The organism is Thalassolituus pacificus, from assembly GCF_025318105.1.
GTDB lineage: Bacteria > Pseudomonadota > Gammaproteobacteria > Pseudomonadales > Oceanobacteraceae > Venatoribacter > Venatoribacter pacificus.
In genome coordinates, this window is the sequence record NZ_JAOANI010000014.1 from 132,919 (window position 1) to 151,848 (window position 18,930).

Annotated in this window: 15 protein-coding genes and 2 pseudogenes; 16 read left to right on the plus strand and 1 reads right to left on the minus strand. The window is 54.5% G+C overall.

The annotated features are described in order from the left end of the window. Window positions 1-8 precede the first annotated feature (8 nt). The 6 genes from NYR02_RS05360 (at window position 9) to NYR02_RS05385 (ending at window position 4,406) form a co-directional block, all read left to right on the plus strand. Entirely contained in the window at window positions 9-320 is a 312-nt protein-coding gene (locus NYR02_RS05360; RefSeq protein WP_260975686.1) for a thioredoxin fold domain-containing protein, read from the plus strand. 159 nt (window positions 321-479) lie between these two features. Further along, on the plus strand, window positions 480-2,279 hold the full coding sequence (locus tag NYR02_RS05365) for a copper resistance system multicopper oxidase (RefSeq protein ID WP_260975359.1): 1,800 nt from the start codon (window positions 480-482) through the stop codon (window positions 2,277-2,279). Continuing rightward, on the plus strand, window positions 2,276-2,812 hold the full coding sequence (locus NYR02_RS05370) for a hypothetical protein (protein WP_260975702.1): 537 nt from the start codon (window positions 2,276-2,278) through the stop codon (window positions 2,810-2,812). The genes NYR02_RS05365 and NYR02_RS05370 overlap by 4 nt, the downstream gene beginning before the upstream one ends. Continuing rightward, window positions 2,799-3,368: a copper resistance protein B gene (locus tag NYR02_RS05375; RefSeq protein WP_260975360.1), complete on the plus strand. Its 570-nt coding sequence runs from the start codon at window positions 2,799-2,801 to the stop codon at window positions 3,366-3,368. The genes NYR02_RS05370 and NYR02_RS05375 overlap by 14 nt, the downstream gene beginning before the upstream one ends. Window positions 3,369-3,434: 66 nt before the next feature. Beyond that, a complete protein-coding gene (locus NYR02_RS05380) occupies window positions 3,435-3,935 on the plus strand; it encodes a cupredoxin domain-containing protein (protein WP_260975361.1) in 501 nt (166 codons plus the stop codon). Further along, window positions 3,936-4,406 (plus strand): c-type cytochrome, encoded by a 471-nt coding sequence (locus NYR02_RS05385; protein ID WP_260975362.1) that lies wholly within the window; start codon window positions 3,936-3,938, stop codon window positions 4,404-4,406. A 103-nt stretch (window positions 4,407-4,509) separates the two neighbouring features. Here NYR02_RS05385 and NYR02_RS05390 read toward each other — a convergent pair whose 3' ends face one another. Beyond that, window positions 4,510-6,834 carry a heavy metal translocating P-type ATPase gene (locus NYR02_RS05390; RefSeq protein WP_228346302.1) on the minus strand — a complete coding sequence of 775 codons (2,325 nt, stop codon included), beginning with the start codon at window positions 6,832-6,834 and terminating at the stop codon, window positions 4,510-4,512. Window positions 6,835-7,150: 316 nt separating this feature from the next. Here NYR02_RS05390 and NYR02_RS05395 point away from each other — a divergent pair, with 316 nt between their 5' ends. From NYR02_RS05395 to NYR02_RS05440, 10 genes and pseudogenes are all read left to right on the plus strand, one after another. Then, window positions 7,151-7,834 (plus strand): heavy metal response regulator transcription factor, encoded by a 684-nt coding sequence (locus NYR02_RS05395; RefSeq protein WP_228346303.1) that lies wholly within the window; start codon window positions 7,151-7,153, stop codon window positions 7,832-7,834. Window positions 7,835-7,837: 3 nt separating this feature from the next. After that, complete coding sequence (locus NYR02_RS05400; protein ID WP_260975363.1) at window positions 7,838-9,244, plus strand: Imm58 family immunity protein; 1,407 nt, start codon at window positions 7,838-7,840, stop codon at window positions 9,242-9,244. Between the two features lie 452 nt (window positions 9,245-9,696). Continuing rightward, window positions 9,697-9,981, plus strand: coding sequence for a copper resistance protein B (locus NYR02_RS05405; RefSeq protein WP_260975364.1), 285 nt, complete (start codon window positions 9,697-9,699; stop codon window positions 9,979-9,981). Window positions 9,982-10,022: 41 nt separating this feature from the next. Then, the gene (locus tag NYR02_RS05410) at window positions 10,023-10,334 is read left to right on the plus strand and encodes a hypothetical protein (protein ID WP_260975365.1); all 312 of its coding nucleotides are present in this window, start codon (window positions 10,023-10,025) and stop codon (window positions 10,332-10,334) included. 32 nt (window positions 10,335-10,366) lie between these two features. Beyond that, window positions 10,367-10,951, plus strand: a complete 585-nt coding sequence (locus NYR02_RS05415; protein WP_260975366.1) for a c-type cytochrome — start codon at window positions 10,367-10,369, stop codon at window positions 10,949-10,951. 32 nt (window positions 10,952-10,983) lie between these two features. Continuing rightward, entirely contained in the window at window positions 10,984-11,526 is a 543-nt protein-coding gene (locus NYR02_RS05420) for a DUF411 domain-containing protein (RefSeq protein ID WP_260975367.1), read from the plus strand. A 734-nt stretch (window positions 11,527-12,260) separates the two neighbouring features. Then, window positions 12,261-12,824 (plus strand): annotated as a pseudogene (locus tag NYR02_RS19595) (TolC family protein); the annotation flags it as partial. 38 nt (window positions 12,825-12,862) lie between these two features. Further along, window positions 12,863-14,488 carry an efflux RND transporter periplasmic adaptor subunit gene (locus NYR02_RS05430; RefSeq protein ID WP_260975369.1) on the plus strand — a complete coding sequence of 542 codons (1,626 nt, stop codon included), beginning with the start codon at window positions 12,863-12,865 and terminating at the stop codon, window positions 14,486-14,488. After that, complete coding sequence (locus tag NYR02_RS05435; RefSeq protein ID WP_260975370.1) at window positions 14,481-17,603, plus strand: efflux RND transporter permease subunit; 3,123 nt, start codon at window positions 14,481-14,483, stop codon at window positions 17,601-17,603. Before NYR02_RS05430 ends, NYR02_RS05435 begins: the two co-directional genes overlap by 8 nt. Window positions 17,604-17,756: 153 nt before the next feature. Continuing rightward, window positions 17,757-18,909: pseudogene (locus tag NYR02_RS05440) on the plus strand (IS3 family transposase). Window positions 18,910-18,930: the final 21 nt, after the last annotated feature.

Here is an 18,930-nt window from a genome sequence, read left to right on the forward strand (position 1 = left end):
AATCTCAAATCCAGGCGGCTGAAGGGCGCTATGTCATGCTCGATTTCTGGGCGGACTGGTGTGTCTCCTGCCATGAGATGGAGCGCTTTACCTTGAGTGATGAGCGGGTCAAAGCACGCCTCAAAGATGTATTGTTGTTGAAAGCAGATGTGACCGCCAATAATGCGGAGGATCAGGCATTACTTCGACGCTTTGGGCTTTTTGGGCCGCCTGGCATCATCTTTTATGATCGGGAAGGCATGGAAATCGATTTTCAAGTGATTGGTTTTCAATCACCTAAAAAATTCATCCGTTCACTCGACAGCGCTATTCCTCTCTGAATACGCCCCGTATTCCTGACGCCGGGATTACAGAAAAGTAATGCAGGCTTCACGCGTGCGACAGCTCTATTTGACTAGAGTCAAGTAACCGCTGCCGATGGTCCAGTCCCAGCGTATCTCATTGAGTCATCGAACTACCTGATAAAGGATTCTCATTGCGTGAAACACTTAACTGAACTCCCCATTCTTAACCCGGGTTTGTCTCGACGCCGTTTTGTTCAAGGCCTGGCAGCCGGTGGTGTATTGCTGGCCCTTTCTCCATTGGCGCGCGCTACAGGCCTGCTATCAGCTGCGGGCACGAAAACGGGTACGGCAAATATTCTGAGCGGTACCCAGTTCGATCTAGAGATAGGTGAGTCCGCTGTCAACTTTACGGGCAACCCCCGCATAGCCACGACCATTAACGGCTCACTGCCAGCTCCAACATTACGCTGGCGTGAAGGCGATACCATCACCATTCGAGTGACGAACCGGCTGAAGGAAACCACATCTATTCATTGGCACGGCATCATTCTGCCATTTGAAATGGATGGCGTACCGGGCATCAGCTTTCGAGGCATTCAGCCTGGCGAGACCTTCACCTACCAGTTCAAAGTGCAGCAAAGCGGTACGTATTGGTACCACTCGCACTCTGGCATGCAGGAGGCGACGGGGGTCTACGGTGCGATCATTATCGATCCGGCTCAAACCGACCCCATATGCGCAGACCGTGAGTACGTTGTGCAGCTGTCTGACTGGACTGATGAGGACCCAATGCGGGTTCTGGCCAAGCTCAAGATGCAGGGGGACTACTACAACTACAACCAGCCTACCGCAGTAGAGTTCTTCCAGGATGCCTCGCGCACAGGACTGAAAGCAGCAATTGATAAGCGCAAGATGTGGAATGAAATGCGGATGAGTCCCACGGACTTGGCCGACTTGTCCGCCGATGTGCTGACTTACCTGATGAATGGTACTACCCCGGCAGGTAACTGGACGGGCCTGTTTCGGCCCGGTGAGCGTGTACGGTTGCGCTTCATCAACGGCGCCGCCAACACCTTCTACGACGTCCGCATCCCTGGCCTTGAATTGACTGTAGTCCAAGCCGATGGCGTGAATGTGGAGCCAGTAACCGTTGATGAGTTCCGGTTTGGACCAGGGGAAACCTACGACGTTCTGGTGCAGCCGAAGAGTGATGCGTACACCATCTATGCCCAAGCCATGGATCGCACAGGTTACGCGCGCGGTACCTTGGCTACGCATGCCGGTCTCGAAGCGCCAGTCCCGGCGATTGATCCAGTCGAATGGCTTTCCATGGGAGATATGATGGGCGCCATGGGTAGTGGCATGGCGGGTATGAGTCATGGTGGTGCCATGGATCATGGCAGTATGGCTGGGATGAACCACGGCAATATGGCGGGGATGGATCATGGCGCAATGGCAGCGGCTGGTGCCAGTACCGAAGTACGCCACGCCAGGACCGAATACGGGGCCAGTATTGATATGCGAGTCGATATGCCGCGTACCAACCTGGACGACCCAGGCATCGGCCTGCGCAATAATGGGCGGCGTGTACTCACGCTAGCCGACTTGCATACCGTCGGCGGCCCGATGGATCCGCGCGGTGCAGAGCGTGAGATCGAACTCCATCTGACTGGGAATATGGAGCGCTATAGCTGGTCGTTCGACGGTGTTGAGTATGGGAAATCGACGCCGGTGCGTTTTCAGTACGGCGAGCGGGTCAGGATCATATTGCATAACGACACCATGATGACACACCCCATGCATTTGCACGGCATGTGGAGTGAACTGGAAACGCCTGACGGACAGTTTCTAGCACGACGCCACACAATTCCTGTGCAGCCTGCTCAGCGCATCAGCTTTCTCGTGACAGCTGATGCGCTTGGGCGATGGGCGTGGCACTGCCACCTGATGCTGCACATGGATGCGGGGATGTTCCGTGAAGTGGTGGTGGCATGAAAACAACGCTTAACACATCAGGCATCCGGATCATGAACAATCCCTTGAAAAAGAAACTCCTTGCCGCAGTGATGGCTACAGGAGCTGTGATGCCCGTTTTTGCCTATGGGCAAACCCAACATGCAGGACACGCAGACCACATGCCTGTCGCGCCGGAGTCCAGCGTACCTGCGGAGGCCGCTGGCATGAATCATGGAACCATGAACATGTCGGATATGGATCATAGTTCCATGGACATGACAGGTATGGACCATGGCTCAATGTCAGGTATGGATCACGGCAGTGGCGAAATGGATCACGGCGATATGCAGATGCAAGGCGGTTCGGCCCCGGCAGATGCTCGCGATCCCGATGCCTACTCCGATGGCTATGTGCGCAATGCGGGTCAATATGCTCTACCCCCAGCAGATGCGCTAATCATGTCGGACATGCATAACTTCGGTTCCGTTTACTTCGACCGGTTGGAGTACGTCAAGGCGCGAGGCGAGGAATGGGCGGCATATGAGGGCGAGGCCTGGTATGGCAGCATATGAGGGCGAGGCCTGGTATGGCAGCACCTATAACCGCGCTGTGATCAAGGCAGAAGGTGACGTGGCTGGCGGTAAGCTACAGGAGTCCGAGACGCAACTGCTATGGCGCCATGCAGTTTCTACCTTTTGGGATACCGAGCTTGGTTTTCGGTTTGACCATGCAGACGGCGCGCCGAATCGAGAGTGGCTGGCATTCGGCTTCAAAGGACTGGCGCCCTATTGGTTTGAAGTAGATGCAACCGCTTACGTCGGCCCGAGCGGACGTACTGCCCTGGCCCTGGAAGCGGAATACGACATCAGACTAACCCAGAAGCTCTACTTGCAATCGCGGATGGAAGTGAACTTTCATGGCAAAGACGATGAGCGCTGGGGAATCGGCAGTGGTTTGACCGATGGTACTGCTGGATTACGCGTTAAATACGAAATAACTCGACAGCTGGTCCCTTATGTTGGTGTGGAATGGGCTAGCAAATTCAGTAAAACAGCGGATTACGCCCGGGCAGCGGGAGAGTCCAGACAGGAAACCCGCTTTGTGACTGGCCTGAGCTTCCGCTTCTGACAACGGCTTTTTAACTGGGTAGTTCTATCAGCTATCCCACTAATCGACTCTTGGAGAGCATTCACTATGAAAAAGACTTTTACCATTCTCGCGTTCAGTCTGCTGCCAGCCTTTGCTATCGCAGCAGTTGACCACTCCGGGCACGACATGCACGGACATGACATGCCGACCATGTCGCACGCTACTTCTACAGTGGGTCAGCCCGGCGATCCGGCGAACGTTTCCCGGACGATTGACATCATCATGGATGACCACATGCACTTCACTCCCAGCAATATCCAGGTTGAAGCGGGCGAAACAGTTCGTTTTTTTATCAAGAACGTAGGACAGGTGCCGCATGAAATGGTGATTGGCTCAATAGAAGAGCTCAAGGCGCATGCAGCTGAAATGCTGGCAGCACCTGGTATGGAACACGAAGAGCCGAACATGATTACTCTACAATCAGGCAAGGTAGGCGGTCTGGTGTGGCAGTTTGATCAGCCGGGCAAGGTTGATTTTGCATGCCTCATTCCAGGCCATACCGAGGCGGGGATGGTAGGCACAGTCGAAGTCATCGGAGATAGATAGATGCCTGGAAGAAATCAAGTCTTCGGAGCGATCGGCGTTGCGATAGTTGGCGCCGTCGCCTTCCTTTATACGGCCACACATGTGTCTGGACCCGAGTTTATAGATCCAGCCGATAAGAATCAGGTCACGCTTGGCCAGTCCATCTACACAATACATTGCGCGGTGTGTCATGGAGAGTCGCTGCAAGGGCAGGAAAACTGGCGTCAACGTCTACCCAATGGGAGATTACCTGCCCCGCCCCATGATCAAACCGGGCACACGTGGCACCACTCGGATGCCATGCTGGTGGATATGGTGAAAAATGGCCTGGTACCCGGCAGAACCGCACCGCCCGACTACGAAAGCGATATGCCCGCATACCGAAATATTTTGACTGATGAAGATATTGTCGCGGTGCTGGCTTACATCAAAAGTACCTGGCCAGCTGAGGTTCTACAGGCGCAGAAACAAACCACCCTGCGTCATCAATGACGCAGGGTGTGCGATACGGGGTACTTTCTTATAGCTAGAAAAACCGAAGAAAAATGGCGAGTAGAGACTCGCCATTTTCCGCTACCCCCTCGACGTATCCAGCTTAAACCGAACCACGAAGCCGCAGCGAGTTGAATACAACGGACGCTGAACTCAGACTCATCGCCAGGGCTGCAAACATGGGTGATAGAAGCAACCCGGCAAACGGGTACAGGACGCCAGCAGCCAGTGGAACGCCTAACGCATTATAAATGAACGCAAAACCAAGGTTCTGCTTCATATTGAGAACAGTCTTGTTTGACAGGTCCCGGGCAATCGAGATACCCCGCAGGTCTCCTTTTACCAAGGTGATTTGCGCACTGTTCATCGCTACGTCCGTCCCGGTTCCCATAGCGATACCGACATTCGCCTTGGCCAGTGCCGGGGCATCGTTGATGCCGTCGCCCGCCATCGCAACGATGCAACCTTCTGATTGAAGCTTATCAACCAGATTCAGCTTGTCGGCCGGTTTCACTTCGCCATGAACTTCGTCTATGCCTAGTTGTTCGGCGACCGCTTTTGCCGTTGAAATACCGTCACCAGTAGCCATGATGACCCTGATTCCCGCGGCCTTGAGCGCCTGTACCGCTTCAGGGGTGCTCTGTTTGATGGGGTCGGAAACGGCGAGTAGGCCGACCAGTGTGCCGTCAACCGCCAGGTACATCACACTCGCACCCTTTGTCCTCCATCCCTCAGCGGTGGCAGCCAGGCCATCAACATTGACGTTATCCTGCTGCATGAACGCAGTGTTGCCCAACAGCAGTGTTTTGCCTTCAACCTTGCCCCGTACGCCTATGCCGCTACCCGAGTCAAAGTCGTCCACTGGGCTGAGCACCAAATTACGTTCGCGCGCAGCGCTGACAATAGCGTCAGCCAAAGGATGCTCGCTGCCTTGATCGAGGCTGGCAGCCAGGCGCAAGATTTCATCGGCGTCCAACTCGCCAGCGGAAACAGCCTGATCGAATGCGGGTCGGCCTTCTGTCAAGGTGCCGGTCTTGTCTACGATGAGCGTATCGACTTTGCGCAGATTTTCTATTGCTGCTGCATCACGAAACAGAACACCCTGGGTTGCGCCTCGTCCGGTAGCAACCATGACTGACATGGGCGTTGCGAGCCCCAGCGCACAAGGGCAAGCGATGATCAGAACAGCGACCGCATTGATCAGGCCATAGACCCAGCTTGGCTGCGGGCCGAACATGCCCCACACGACCAAGGTGAGGATGGCGATGGCTACCACCGCCATGACAAAGTAACCCGCCACCAAATCAGCCATCCGTTGCATCGGCGCCCGAGAGCGTTGGGCCTGAGCCACCAACTGGACAATTTGTGACAACACAGTGGCCGAGCCGACTTTCTCCGCCCGGATCACAAGTGCACCAGAGGTGTTCATCGTTGCCCCTATGACCTTGTCACCCGGGCGCTTGCTGATGGGTAACGATTCACCAGTCAACATGGATTCATCGAGAGAACTTGCACCCTCTTCAACAATGCCATCGACAGGAACTTTCTCACCGGGACGTACGCGTAAACGATCACCTTCATGCACATGCGTCAGCGGTACATCTTCTTCTGTTCCGTCTGCATTGATACGGCGGGCCGTCTTGGGCGCCAGACCGAGCAATGACCGGACGGCAGCGGATGTCTGGGAACGCGCGCGAAGCTCCAGCACCTGACCAAACAGCGTAAGGGAAATGATCACCACTGCGGCTTCGAAATAAACCGCCACACGCCCCATGGACATGAATGTTTCCGGAAATATACCGGGAGCTACGGTTGCCAGCGTGCTGTAGACGAAGGCGGCACCGGTACCCAAGCCGATGAGCGTCCACATGTTGGGACTGCGGTTGACCACTGATTGCCAACCCCGTACGAAGAACGGCTGTCCGGCCCACAGCACCACGGGAAGCGACAGTACAAGCTCTATCCACGTTTGCGTCGCCATCTCGAACCAGCCAAGCTGTGGCCCAAACATGGCAAGCACCGTGACAATGACGGTAAAAGGCAATGTCCACCAGAATCGCCTGGAAAAATCGTCCAGCTCGGGATTGTCATCTTCCAGACTGGGCATCAGGGGTTCAAGTGCCATGCCGCATTTAGGGCAGGTTCCGGGGTTGTCCTGACGTATTTCCGGATGCATCGGGCACGTATAAATTGTGCCTTTGACCGCTTCCGAGGGAGGTGGCGGGGTTGGTGAAAGAAACTTCTCAGGGTCATGCTGGAATCTATTCATGCATTTGGTGCTGCAGAAGTAGTAAGTTTTACCCGCATGCTCAACATGCTGGGCAGAGTCTGCCGTTACACCCATGCCGCAGACCGGGTCTGTAAGCCCTGAGCCCGTGTGGGAGGGTGTATGGTGATGACAATGAGACTCAGAATTATCGTGAACCATGGATAAGCACCTTTTCAAATAAGCAGGCAGTTTGCGCCGCGTTTTTTGCGGCTTCTTAAAGGAGGAGATTACATGAATCATGATGCCATAAGCTTAGTAGTTAAAGATGACCAGACTGCTCCCGCAAGCATTACATTTTAGTCATGTTATGCGAACAACGCTTTTCTCACCGATATAACCTAGCTTCCGGCCACCAACATTACATATTTGTCATTTTCTGGTCATGTTGTGGGCAGATTTCAGACTATAAAATTGATATTGACGACAATGAAATGGACTGGCTTCCTTGGCCTGAACTGTAGAGCGGAGTGGAACGATGAAGATTCTCATCGTAGAAGATGAAGTGAAAACTGGGGATTATATCCGGCAGGGCCTCATGGAATCCGGCTTTGTGGTAGATCTCGCCCGGACCGGGCTCGATGGTCACCACCTGGCGCTTACCGGCTCGTATGACTTGATTGTCCTTGATGTAATGCTGCCTGATGTGGATGGCTGGCGAATTATGCAGTCATTGAGAGAGGCCAGATCCACCACGCCTGTGTTATTTCTCACCGCAAGGGACAGTGTAGAAGACCGGGTCAAGGGTCTGGAATTGGGAGCGGACGACTATCTGGTCAAGCCTTTTGCTTTTTCGGAGCTGCTGGCACGAGTACGTACATTGTTACGGCGCGGTGCTGCGCCGGTTTTTCAGGATCAACTCCAGGTGGCTGACCTGATGCTGGATATACCTCGCCGTCGCGCACAGCGACATGGCGTGAGGATCAACTTGACCAACAAGGAGTTCACCCTACTTGAACTCCTTGTGCGGCGCCAAGGGGAAGTGTTACCACGCTCATTGATCGCTTCCCAGGTGTGGGACATGAATTTTGACAGTGACACCAATGTCATCGATGTTGCTATCCGGCGGCTGCGCGCGAAGATCGATGATGATTTTGAACCAAAGCTGATTCATACCGTACGCGGCATGGGTTATATGCTTGACGTGACACAGCCAGGCTAGCCCATGAAAAGACGCCCGCTATCTCTGGTCGTTAGACTCACCGTCTCCATTGGCGCTGTGATAACCGCTGTTCTCCTCACCTTTGGCTGGATGATGGAGCGCTCTATCAATAATCATTTCGTCCAGCAGGATGTGGATGAGCTCAATTCAGTAGTTCAGGCGTTGCAATACCTCCTCGCGACCGTACCGGCCGATATACCCGCCGACGAACTGCATCAGCGTCTCGCTAGCGTGGTAACAGGCCATCGTAACGCCCAATACCGAATCAGTACCGATAGCGGGTCATTGATCTACTCAACACCGGGTTTCAATCTGGACACGTTCGCCCGCACTGCCCGACCTGTAGAAGAAATCACTATCGATACGGTTGAGAGCTGGAATGATCATCAAGAAGCCTTTCGTGGTGCGGTCTTGTGGATTGAATCAGACAGGCTTGAAGGCAAAGCCAGGTTCAGACTCGCGGTCGCCACAGGAATCGACTTTCATCTGCATTACCTGGACGGCTTTCGGAACCACCTTCGGATTGTCACCCTTGCCGCGTGCTTGATAGTTCTTCTGGCAACCTGGTTCGCGGTTTACCAGGGACACGCTCCTATTCGACGTATCAGCCGAGAGATGAGACGCATCAGGTCTGATCAGATGGATTTTCGCCTTGAACCGCGATCCGTCCCCGCCGAGTTGGTAGAGCTGACGATTTCCTTCAATGAAATGATTGGCAGGCTTGAAGATGTATTCCGACGCCTATCGGATTTTTCCGGTGACATCGCGCACGAACTGCGCACACCCATTACCAATTTGAGAACCCATACTGAGGTAGCGCTAACCCAGGCGCGCAGCGTGGAGCAGTACCGGGAAGTGCTGTATTCAAACCTCGAAGAATATGATCGCATGGCCAAGATGGTCGGTGACATGCTTTTTCTGGCTCAGGCTGATAATCAGCTGCTGAAACCGGAACTGGTCGATATCGATCTTCAGTCAGAGCTGAGAAACCTGTTCGATTATTTCAGCGCCTGGGCAGAAGAGCGGGAGGTGCTGTTAGAAAATACCGGAGAGCAAGTTCATGTCCATGGCGACCGACTAATGATCCGTCGCGCCTTGAGTAACTTGCTGTCCAATGCAGTCCGGCATACGCCAGAGGGGCAGAGCGTAACCACAACCCTTCAAGTGAACTCCGGTAGCGTAAGAATCCGCATACAGAACCCAGGGCCACCTATACCTGAAGAGCATTTGAATCATATTTTTGAACGATTCTACAGGCTCGACGCATCCCGCCAACGTAGCAGCGAAGGTGCCGGGCTGGGCTTGGCCATCACGAAATCGATTATCGAAGCCCACGGCGGGAAGATCAGAGCGTTCTCCACAACGGAGGCAACCACGTTTGAGGTTCAATTACCTCTAAAAATGGAGTAGATGACGACATTGCTGCCCTGGAGCTCCGCAACCACAGGGCAGCGGCCAGGAATTACGCTGCCATCCGCTCGCATGCCTGAGCACATGTCCAACATGCCTGGATACAGGACTGATACATGGAATTAGTCATTGCGTTCTCCGGAATCGTTGTTCCATCGTTAAACATAGTTGCTTGAGAGCTCCTTCAAGAGTCGCCCACATGAAATACGACCGACATGAACTGACCCCGTTCAGGCGATCTTCATTACAATTCTGTAAGGAACATAACCCTTCGCTTTTATTTCAGAAGTATCTCGGTGCGTTTTGTAGTGACGGATGGCCCAACCCCGATCTCTGACATAAATGTCATTTTCAGGTCAGGCTCAAGTCAGGTTATTTTCCATATACTCTGTGTAAATACGGCAAGAACCATAGGAGGGTTACATCGTGGTTTAGCTGCTTATGGATTAGCTATGAAGGAAGCGGAATACGAATTGCTACTCACCCAGCGCCTGATTTTACAGCCTCGGGCTGAACTGACCGCCTATGGCAAAGACGATGCGGTTAACGGACTGGGTAGCGGTTTGTCCGATGTCGCCCTGGGACTGCGATTGCGCTACGAGTTTTCACGCCAGTTCGCCCCTTATGTCGGTGTCGAGTGGAACGGCACCTTTGGCGCCACCGCCGATCAGGCGCGGGCCAACGGCGATGCCACCAAGGATACCCGGTACGTCGCCGGGATCCGGTTCTGGTTTTAATCAAACGGCTTATGTTTTTAACACAACCTAGGAGTCACATTATGAAACGCCAATCTCTCAGCTATTTCGTCGCCCTGCCGGCATTATTGCTTGCCCTGTCAGCCCAGGCCCACGATCCCAAGGAACACATGAAGGAGGCGCAGGCGCCGGACTGTGCGGCCATGAAAGACATGGATCATTCCAAAATGGACATGAAAGATCCGGTTATGCAGGCCATGATGAAAAAATGCATGAAGGCCATGCACAAGGATGAAGAAGGATCGCATGAAGCTCATGGGGACAAAGGCCATACCGATCACGGTAACCATGACGAGAAAGCCGATGAAAAAAAGCCGGCCAAACACCAACACTAAAAATAACGGGTAGCCATTCCTGAGGAGATAACATGACGTCCTTTAAGTTTTTGTCCTGCTTTAAATGCCTCGCCGTTGCGGCAGGCGTGGCGGCTGTGACCGGTGTGGGGTTCCTCTATTCGGGTCTCTATCCAATGGGAGCCGATGACCATCACAACGACTTGACTTATTGGACGCTGGAAACCCTGCGCGAGCGATCCATCGCCCGCGCATCAAACGACATCGAGGTGCCGGCCGACCTGAATTCGTCCGAGCGCTTGCTGGCAGGCGGCGCCGACTACAACGACATGTGCACCGGCTGCCATCTCAAACCGGGCAAGACCGAAAGTGATTTTACCCTGGGGCTGTATCCCGCGCCGCCCAATCTAACACTGACGGGTGATAGGCATGGGCATGAGCATGCCGGTGACACTGATAATGATGACGAGGCCATTAAGCGACAATTCTGGATTATTAAACATGGCATCAAGGCTTCCGGGATGCCGGCCTGGGGGCCGGGTCATGACGATCAGCGCATCTGGAACATGGTGGCGTTCCTGCAGCGCCTACCCGAGTTGTCGCCGCAGCAATACCAGATCCTGACCGCGCGCGACGCCGATGACGCCGGGCACCATTAGCGGCAAATATTCAATTGTCTTCGGAGGCAACTATGTATCGATTTAAATTAACGGGCTTGGTGTTGGGGCTGTTGACGCTGCCCTTGATCGCGGCCTGTAATGATGGGCCTAAAAACCCAAAAACATCTGACCCATCCGCTGGTGCAGTTGAAACGCTTACCGTCTACAAAAGCCCTACCTGTGGCTGCTGTAAAAAATGGATAGGTCACCTTGAAGCCGAGGGCTTTGAGGCCAGTGTCGAACACCCGGCTAATCTGGACGCCATCAAGGATCGCTATCGAATCGCAAACAACCTGCGTTCCTGCCACACAGCGGTGTCGTCACAAGGCTATGCCTTTGAGGGGCATATCCCGGCCCGCTATATTCATCAGTTTCTGGCTAATCCGCCAGCCGACGGGATTGGGCTGACAGTGCCCGCCATGCCCGTTGGCAGTCCGGGTATGGAGGTGGGTGACAAGTTCATGCCATACCGGGTTCTGCTGATGAAAAAAGACGGCAGCACTGAAGTGTTTGCCAGTGTCGAGAGCGCGGCTCAACAGGTTCAGCCACTCCAACAACCGGAAGCGCAGCCATGAAAATATTCGTCACCATGCTTTTTATCCTGCCGCTCGGTATAGGCAGTGTCATAGCCTTTGCGCAATCCCTTCCCGAGACCCTGACGCTGGACGAGGCGATAACCCTCGCCATAGATACCGATCCCTGGCTCACCGGTAGCCAGTACACTCAGCAGGCCCTCAATGATGAAGCGACTGCCGCGGCGACTTTGCCGGATCCCCGAATGAGCCTGATGGCCGGCAGTTTCCCTGTTGATTCTTTTGACATCAATCAGGAAGGCATGACTCAGTTGTCGGTGGGGATCAGCCAAATGTTTCCCCGGGGTGACAGTCTGTCGCTCACCCGCCGACAAAAGCAGCAGCTAGCCGAGCAGCATCCCTTACTAAGGCTGGATCGTCGGGCCAAGGTAGGCGCTACGGTCAGCCAGTTGTGGCTGGAGGTCTTCAAGGCGCAGGAGAGTATCCGGCTGATCGAACAGGATCGCGCACTGTTTGAGCAACTGGTGGATGTCGCCGAGGCCAGTTATTCTTCGGCATTGGGCCGGGCGCGCCAGCAGGACGTGATCCGCGCACAACTAGAACTGACACGACTGTCCGATCGCCTGACGGTGCTCAGGCAGCAACAGCAAGCCGCACAGAAGCTCCTGTCCGAATGGATCGGCGCGCCTGCCACTGTCCCTCTGGCTCCGGTACTACCGACACAGTCTCTTTCCAGGCCGTTGTCGGCACCGACCATTGAGTACGCCAACGTGCATATGCGCTACGAATGGATCCGTCATCATCCCGCGTTGCGGGCGCTGGATCAGCGTATCGATGCCACGCAAACCGGTGTTGATCTGGCCAAGCAGAAATACAAGCCCGAATGGGGCCTGACAGCCCAATACGGCTATCGCGACAACGATCCCATGGGGCGCGACCGGGCGGATCTGCTCTCCATAGGCGTGAACTTCGACCTGCCCATTTTCACCGGTAACCGGCAGGACAAGGAAGTCAGCGCCGCCGTCAATCGAACCGAGGCCATCAAAACCGAAAAGCACTTGCTTGGTCGTCGGCTGATGGCGGAACTGGAAACCGCGAGCGTGCAACTGGCGCGTCTCGATGAACGCCAGGCGTTATACGCCGATCAGCTGCTGCCGCAAATGGCTGAGCAGGCAAAAGCTTCGCTGACCGCCTACAACAACGACGACGGTGACTTCGCCGAAGCCGTGCGTGCCCGCATTGCCGAATTGAATGCCAAGGTCGACGCGCTCGCCATTGACGTGGATCGGCAGAAGACCATCGCCCAAATCAATTACCTACTCGCCCAGGCGTCGTTCGACGATGCACGGCCGGCGAAACCGTTTTAAAGGGGTTCAACATGAATACATTCACCAAAACCTTGCTGGGCACGGCCGTCGGCGCGCTGCTCGGCGCATCCGGCGTCTGGTTACTCGGCAACCCCGATGAGGGGGATATGACAGCAACCGGCGGTGAACGCAAGCCACTTTACTGGGTGGCGCCCATGGATCCCAACTACAAGCGCGACAAGCCTGGCAAATCGCCCATGGGCATGGATCTGATCCCTGTGTACGAGAAATCCGCCGGAGAGGATGAAGCCGGCACCGTCAAGATATCGCCCGAGGTCGTCAACAATCTCGGCGTGCGCACCGCCACGGTTGGGTCCGGGTCTCTGAATCTGGATGTCAAAACCGTCGGTTACGTGCAATACGATGAGAACCGGCTGGTGCATATCAGCCCGCGCGTGGAAGGCTGGATCGAGAAGCTCCATGTCAAGGCCGCCGGGGATCCGGTCAGACAGGGCGACCCCCTGTACGCCCTCTATTCACCCACCCTGGTCAACGCCCAGGAGGAATTGTTGTTGGCGTTGAAACGCGACAATCCGGTGTTGATCGGCGCTGCCGTGGAACGGTTATTGGCATTGCAGGTGCCGCGGGCAGATATCGACCGGCTGCGTAAAACCCGCAAGGTCAGCCAGACCATCACCGTTGCCGCGCCGCAGTCCGGGGTACTGGACAATCTCGCGGTGCGTGAGGGCATGTTCGTCAAGCCTGGCTTGAGTCTGATGATCATCGGCCAACTGGAGCATATCTGGGTGATCGGTGAGGTGTTCGAACGACAGGCAAGCCTGGTCAAGACCGGCGACCAGGTGCGGATGCGGCTCGATTACCTGCCCGGTCGGGATTGGTTGGGCCAGGTGGACTATGTCTATCCGTCTTTGAATGCCAAGACACGTACCGCGCAAATCCGGGTGCATTTCGACAACCCGGACGACTTCCTCAAGCCGGGCATGTTCGCGCAGATGGTCATTGAGACCCAGGCGGGGGCTGAAGCACTGTTAATCCCGCGAGAAGCGCTGATCCGTACCGGCAGCCAGGCGCGCGTGGTGCTGGCACTGGGTGAAGGTAAATTCAAATCGGTGGCCGTTGAGGTCGGCCGCGTGGGTGAGCGGCAGGTAGAGATATTGTCCGGTCTCAAAGAAGGGGAACGCATTGTGACCTCTGCTCAGTTCCTGATCGACTCGGAATCCAGCAAGACGTCGGACTTCAAGCGCATGGCCAAGCGCGATCAGCAAGGCGAATCAATGGATGTAAAGGCAGACGCTGATTCCCGCTCAGTCTGGGTGGCCGCACGTATCGACAGCCTGATGCCGGATCACCGCATGGTGACCCTGGAGCACGAGGCCATCCCGGACTGGCAATGGCCCACCATGACCATGGATTTCACCGTCGCTGAGGCTGTGGACATGGATGCGCTCAAACAGGGAATGCGCCTGCATGTGCAGATCACCAATAACAACAGTGGTGGATACCAGATTACCCAAGTGCATATTCCCAATGAGCAAGGCAATGATGCCATGCCTGCAGGAATGGATCACGGTCAGCACGAGGGTATGGATCACGGTGATATGTCGATGCTGGAGCACAGCGAACACCAGGGCATGAACCACGGCGGTCACGATCAAAAGGAGCACAATCATGATTGAATCGATAATCCGTTGGTCCGTCGGTAACCGTTTCTTCGTGCTGCTGGCTACTTTGATGCTGGTGGGGATAGGTCTCTATTCGCTGAAAAACACCCCGGTGGACGCCATTCCCGATCTGTCCGATGTACAGGTCATTATTAAGACCAGTTTTCCTGGGCAGGCGCCGCAGGTGGTGGAGGACCAGGTCACGTATCCACTGACTACTGCCATGTTGTCGGTACCCGGTGCGGTTACCGTGCGCGGTTATTCCTTTTTTGGCGATTCCTTTGTGTATGTCATTTTCGACGAGGATACCGATGCCTACTGGGCACGTTCCCGGGTGCTGGAGTACCTGTCTCAGGTCGCGCCCACATTACCGCCCAGCGCCCGGCCGCAACTGGGACCGGACGCCACCGGTGTCGGCTGGGTCTACCTCTATGCCTTGGTGGATCGCAGCGGTCAGCATGACATCAGTCAGCTGCGCAGCCTGCAGGACTGGTTCCTGAAATACGAGCTGCAAACCGTGCCGGGTGTTTCCGAAGTCTCGGCGCTCGGTGGCATGGTCAAGCAGTATCAAGTGAAGGTAAACCCGGAGAAACTGCGCGCCTTCGGTATTCCCCTGTCTCTTATCCAGATGGCTATCCAGCGCGGCAACCAGGAAGTGGGCGCCTCGGTGGTGGAAATGGCCGAAGCCGAGTACATGGTGCGCGCCAGCGGCTACATCCAGGGTATCGATGATCTGGCCAACATTCCGTTAGGGTTGGATGTTAACGGTACGCCGCTGTTGCTCAAGGATGTGGCGGATATCGAGTTGGGGCCGCAAATGCGCCGTGGCATCGCCGAGTTGAACGGCGAAGGTGAAGTGGTGGGCGGTATTGTGGTGATGCGTTTCGGTGAGAACGCCCAGAAAACCATTGATGGGGTCAAGGCCAAGCTGGAAAAACTCAAGGCGGGTTTGCCCGATGGCGTGGAGATCGTAACCGTTTATGATCGTTCAGGGCTGATATCTCGCGCCATTGACAGTTTGTGGAAAAGTCTGGCCGAAGAACTCGCCATTGTGGCGTTGATCTGTGTCATTTTCCTATTTCATGTCAGGTCCTCACTGGTGGCGGTCTTCAGTCTGCCGCTAGGTATACTCACGGCTTTTACCGTGATGTATTGGCAAGGTCTCAATGCCAATATCATGTCATTAGGCGGTATAGCGATTGCGATAGGCGCCATGATTGATGGCGCGATTGTCATGATCGAAAACATGCATAAGCATATGGAACGTACGCCCTTGACGCCAGAGAACCGTTGGAAAATCGTGGCGGCGTCAGCCAGTGAAGTCGGTCCGGCGCTGTTTTTCAGTTTGCTTATTATCACTGTGAGCTTTGTACCAGTATTCACCCTGGAAGCCCAGGAGGGCCGGATGTTCAGCCCGTTGGCCTTTACCAAAACCTATGCCATGGCAGCCAGTGCGGCGCTTGCTATCACAGTGGTGCCGGTTTTGATGGGATATTTCATCAGAGGCAAGGTGGTAGCGGAAAACAAGAATCCCGTTAATCGATTACTGATTGCCGGGTACATGCCCCTGCTGAAAACCGTATTGCGTTTTCCGAAAATTACACTTGCCATTGCGGTTGTGATTTTCCTCGTTGGGATCTGGCCGGTTAACAAGATTGGTAGTGAATTCATCCCCGATCTGGATGAAGGTGATCTGATGTATATGCCGACCACTTATCCGGGGATCTCGATAGGCAAAGCCAGGGAATTGTTGCAGCAGACCGACAAGCTGATCGCGACAGTGCCTGAGGTAAAAACCGTGTTTGGCAAAATCGGCCGTGCCGAGACAGCCACGGATCCCGCTCCGCTGACCATGATCGAGACCTTTATTCAGCTCAAGCCCAAAGAGGAATGGCGCGAGGGCATGACCACGGAGAAGCTCAAGAAGGAGCTGGATGCGCTAGTGAAATTCCCCGGTCTAACCAACGCTTGGGTGATGCCGATCAAGACTCGCATCGACATGCTGGCCACCGGTATCAAGACGCCGGTAGGCATCAAGGTGGCGGGCGAGGATCTGCGAGAAATTCAGAAGATTGGGCAGCGACTAGAGCAGATCCTCAAGGATGTACCCGGCACAACCTCGGTGTATTCCGAAAGGGTGGCCGGTGGGCGTTACATCAAGGTGGATATTCAGCGTGCACAGGCGGCGCGCTATGGCCTCAATATTGCTGATGTGCAGCAGGTAATAGCCACGGCCATTGGGGGAATGAATGTGGCGCAGACCATTGAGGGGCTGGAGCGTTATCCGATCAATCTGCGCTACCCGCAGGACTATCGAGACTCGCCAGAACAGCTGGCGCTGCTGCCCATCGTTACGCCCAGCGGCCAACGCATTGCGCTCGCCGATGTGGCCAATGTCTATGTGGAGGACGGCCCGCCAGCGATCAAGAGCGAGAACGCCAGGCTGAATGGCTGGACCTTTGTAGATATCGATGGGGTGGACGTGGGCAGCTATGTACAAGCGGCCATGGCAACGGTCGAGCAGCAATTGGATTTACCGGCCGGTTACTCGGTGGCCTGGTCCGGTCAGTACGAATACATGCTGCGCGCCAAAGAGAAACTGACCTATGTGGTTCCTTTGACGCTTGCCATCATTATCATTCTGTTATACATGAATTTTCGTAACTTCACTGAAATAGCCATTATTCTGGGAACACTACCACTGGCGGTAATTGGTTCAATCTGGCTGATGTACCTGCTTGGCTATAATTTTTCTGTCGCGGTTGCGGTTGGTTTTATTGCACTGGCGGGGGTTACGGTGGAAATAGGTATCATCATGTTAACTTATCTTAACCAAGCATATCACCAATTGATAGATACCTGTCGTGAGCGTGGAGTGCAACCATTAAAAGAAGATTTGCTCGAAGCTGTGACACAGGGCGCGGGACTTCGTGTAAGACCCGTAATGATGACTACGGTCTCCACTATCGCTGGATTGCTTCCCATTATGTTCAGTTCCGGAACAGGTGCGGAAGTTGTTAGCCGGATTGCGGCGCCTATGGTGGGCGGAATGGTGAGTGCTGTGATTTTAACGTTGTTGGTATTACCCGTCGTGTATTACCTATGGCGCACCCGCTCGCTGAAAGCATAATATTGCCAAACTAAATGGGGCAGACTTGTCTGCCCCTGCCGGAGCTCTGTGGTATAAACCAATAAAGCACCAAATGCACAAATAGGTTAAGGGTTCTACCCTGTTTTCACGGACACATCTAAAAGAGGCATAATGTGCCTGTAAGGAGTGTTCATGACCAAACGAAGAAAATTCAGTCCAGAGTTCAAGCGAGAAGCTGTCAAACTGACCCAGCAGCCGGGTATCAGTTGTAGCCAAGTTGCCCTCGAAATCGGTGTTGCCCCCAACCTCCTGAGCCGCTGGAAGCGCGAAGCAGAAGCTATCCGCAGCAAAGCCTTCCAGGGCAGTGGCAATCCACGGGATGAAGAAGTCGCGCGTCTTAAACGTGAACTCGCACGAGTCACCAAGGAGCGCGATTTTTTGCGGGAAGCGGCGGCGTACTTCGCCAAGGGCTAGACCTGAAATATCAGGCTATTCAACGCTGTCGCGACTCATTTCCCATACGCCTTATGTGTCGGTGCCTGAAGGTATCTGCCAGTGGTTTTTATGCCTGGGAATCGCGTATACCCAGCAAGCGGCAGATCGAGAACGCTCGTATCGCTGTCCGGATGAAGGAGATGCATACCGATAGTGGCGGCGTTATCGGTGCTCCCCGTATGCACGAAGACCTGGAGGCTGAAGGTGAAAAGCTGAGCCTGAATCGTGTAGCCAGGCTGATGGTTAAACATGGGCTACAAGGCTGGCCGCGTAAGAAAGGCCGTGGATCAAACCGCTCATCCGTGCGCCCTGATGGCGTACGGAATCACCTGAAACGGGATTTCACGGCACAGGAGCCTGACAGCAAATGGGTTACTGATATTACGGAAGTCAAAACTCAGCAAGGCAAGTTGTATCTGTGCGTGGTGCTGGATCTGTACAGCAAATTGGTTATTGGCTGGTCGATGTATCACCGGCAGGACCGTCAAATGGTGATGAGAGCGATTGAAATGGCCGTTTGGCAAAAACAGGGCGGCGGTGCATCAATCTTACATTCAGATCGTGGTTCGCAGTTTACCAGTGGCGACTATCAGCGATTACTGAAGCGGCATGATCTGATAAGCAGTATGAGTGCGGTTGGTCATTGTGCAGATAATGCGGCCTGTGAAGGATTTTTTGGTGTGATGAAACGGGAACGGATCAACCCGAAGAATTACCGCACGCAGGATGAAGCAAGATCGGATATTTTTGACTACATCGAACGGTTCCATAACCCGAGAATGAGACGTAGACTGGCAGCACAAGATCAGAGATTTAGTGCTTTATTAAACCGTCCGTGAAAACGGGGTAGAACCCGCTGTCCTGCTACAGC

Bases quoted from the DNA above. Each gene is read 5' to 3' on its own strand.
- NYR02_RS05405 (WP_260975364.1), top strand. From the start codon at position 9,697: ATGAAGGAAGCGGAATACGAATTGCTACTCACCCAGCGCCTGATTTTA.
- NYR02_RS05420 (WP_260975367.1), top strand. From the start codon at position 10,984: ATGTATCGATTTAAATTAACGGGCTTGGTGTTGGGGCTGTTGACGCTG.
- NYR02_RS05435 (WP_260975370.1), top strand. From the start codon at position 14,481: ATGATTGAATCGATAATCCGTTGGTCCGTCGGTAACCGTTTCTTCGTG.
- NYR02_RS05395 (WP_228346303.1), top strand. From the start codon at position 7,151: ATGAAGATTCTCATCGTAGAAGATGAAGTGAAAACTGGGGATTATATC.
- NYR02_RS05400 (WP_260975363.1), top strand. From the start codon at position 7,838: ATGAAAAGACGCCCGCTATCTCTGGTCGTTAGACTCACCGTCTCCATT.
- NYR02_RS05385 (WP_260975362.1), top strand. From the start codon at position 3,936: ATGCCTGGAAGAAATCAAGTCTTCGGAGCGATCGGCGTTGCGATAGTT.
- NYR02_RS05390 (WP_228346302.1), bottom strand. From the start codon at position 6,834: ATGGTTCACGATAATTCTGAGTCTCATTGTCATCACCATACACCCTCC.
- NYR02_RS05415 (WP_260975366.1), top strand. From the start codon at position 10,367: ATGACGTCCTTTAAGTTTTTGTCCTGCTTTAAATGCCTCGCCGTTGCG.
- NYR02_RS05370 (WP_260975702.1), top strand. From the start codon at position 2,276: ATGAAAACAACGCTTAACACATCAGGCATCCGGATCATGAACAATCCC.
- NYR02_RS05430 (WP_260975369.1), top strand. From the start codon at position 12,863: ATGAATACATTCACCAAAACCTTGCTGGGCACGGCCGTCGGCGCGCTG.
- NYR02_RS05375 (WP_260975360.1), top strand. From the start codon at position 2,799: ATGGCAGCATATGAGGGCGAGGCCTGGTATGGCAGCACCTATAACCGC.
- NYR02_RS05410 (WP_260975365.1), top strand. From the start codon at position 10,023: ATGAAACGCCAATCTCTCAGCTATTTCGTCGCCCTGCCGGCATTATTG.
- NYR02_RS05380 (WP_260975361.1), top strand. From the start codon at position 3,435: ATGAAAAAGACTTTTACCATTCTCGCGTTCAGTCTGCTGCCAGCCTTT.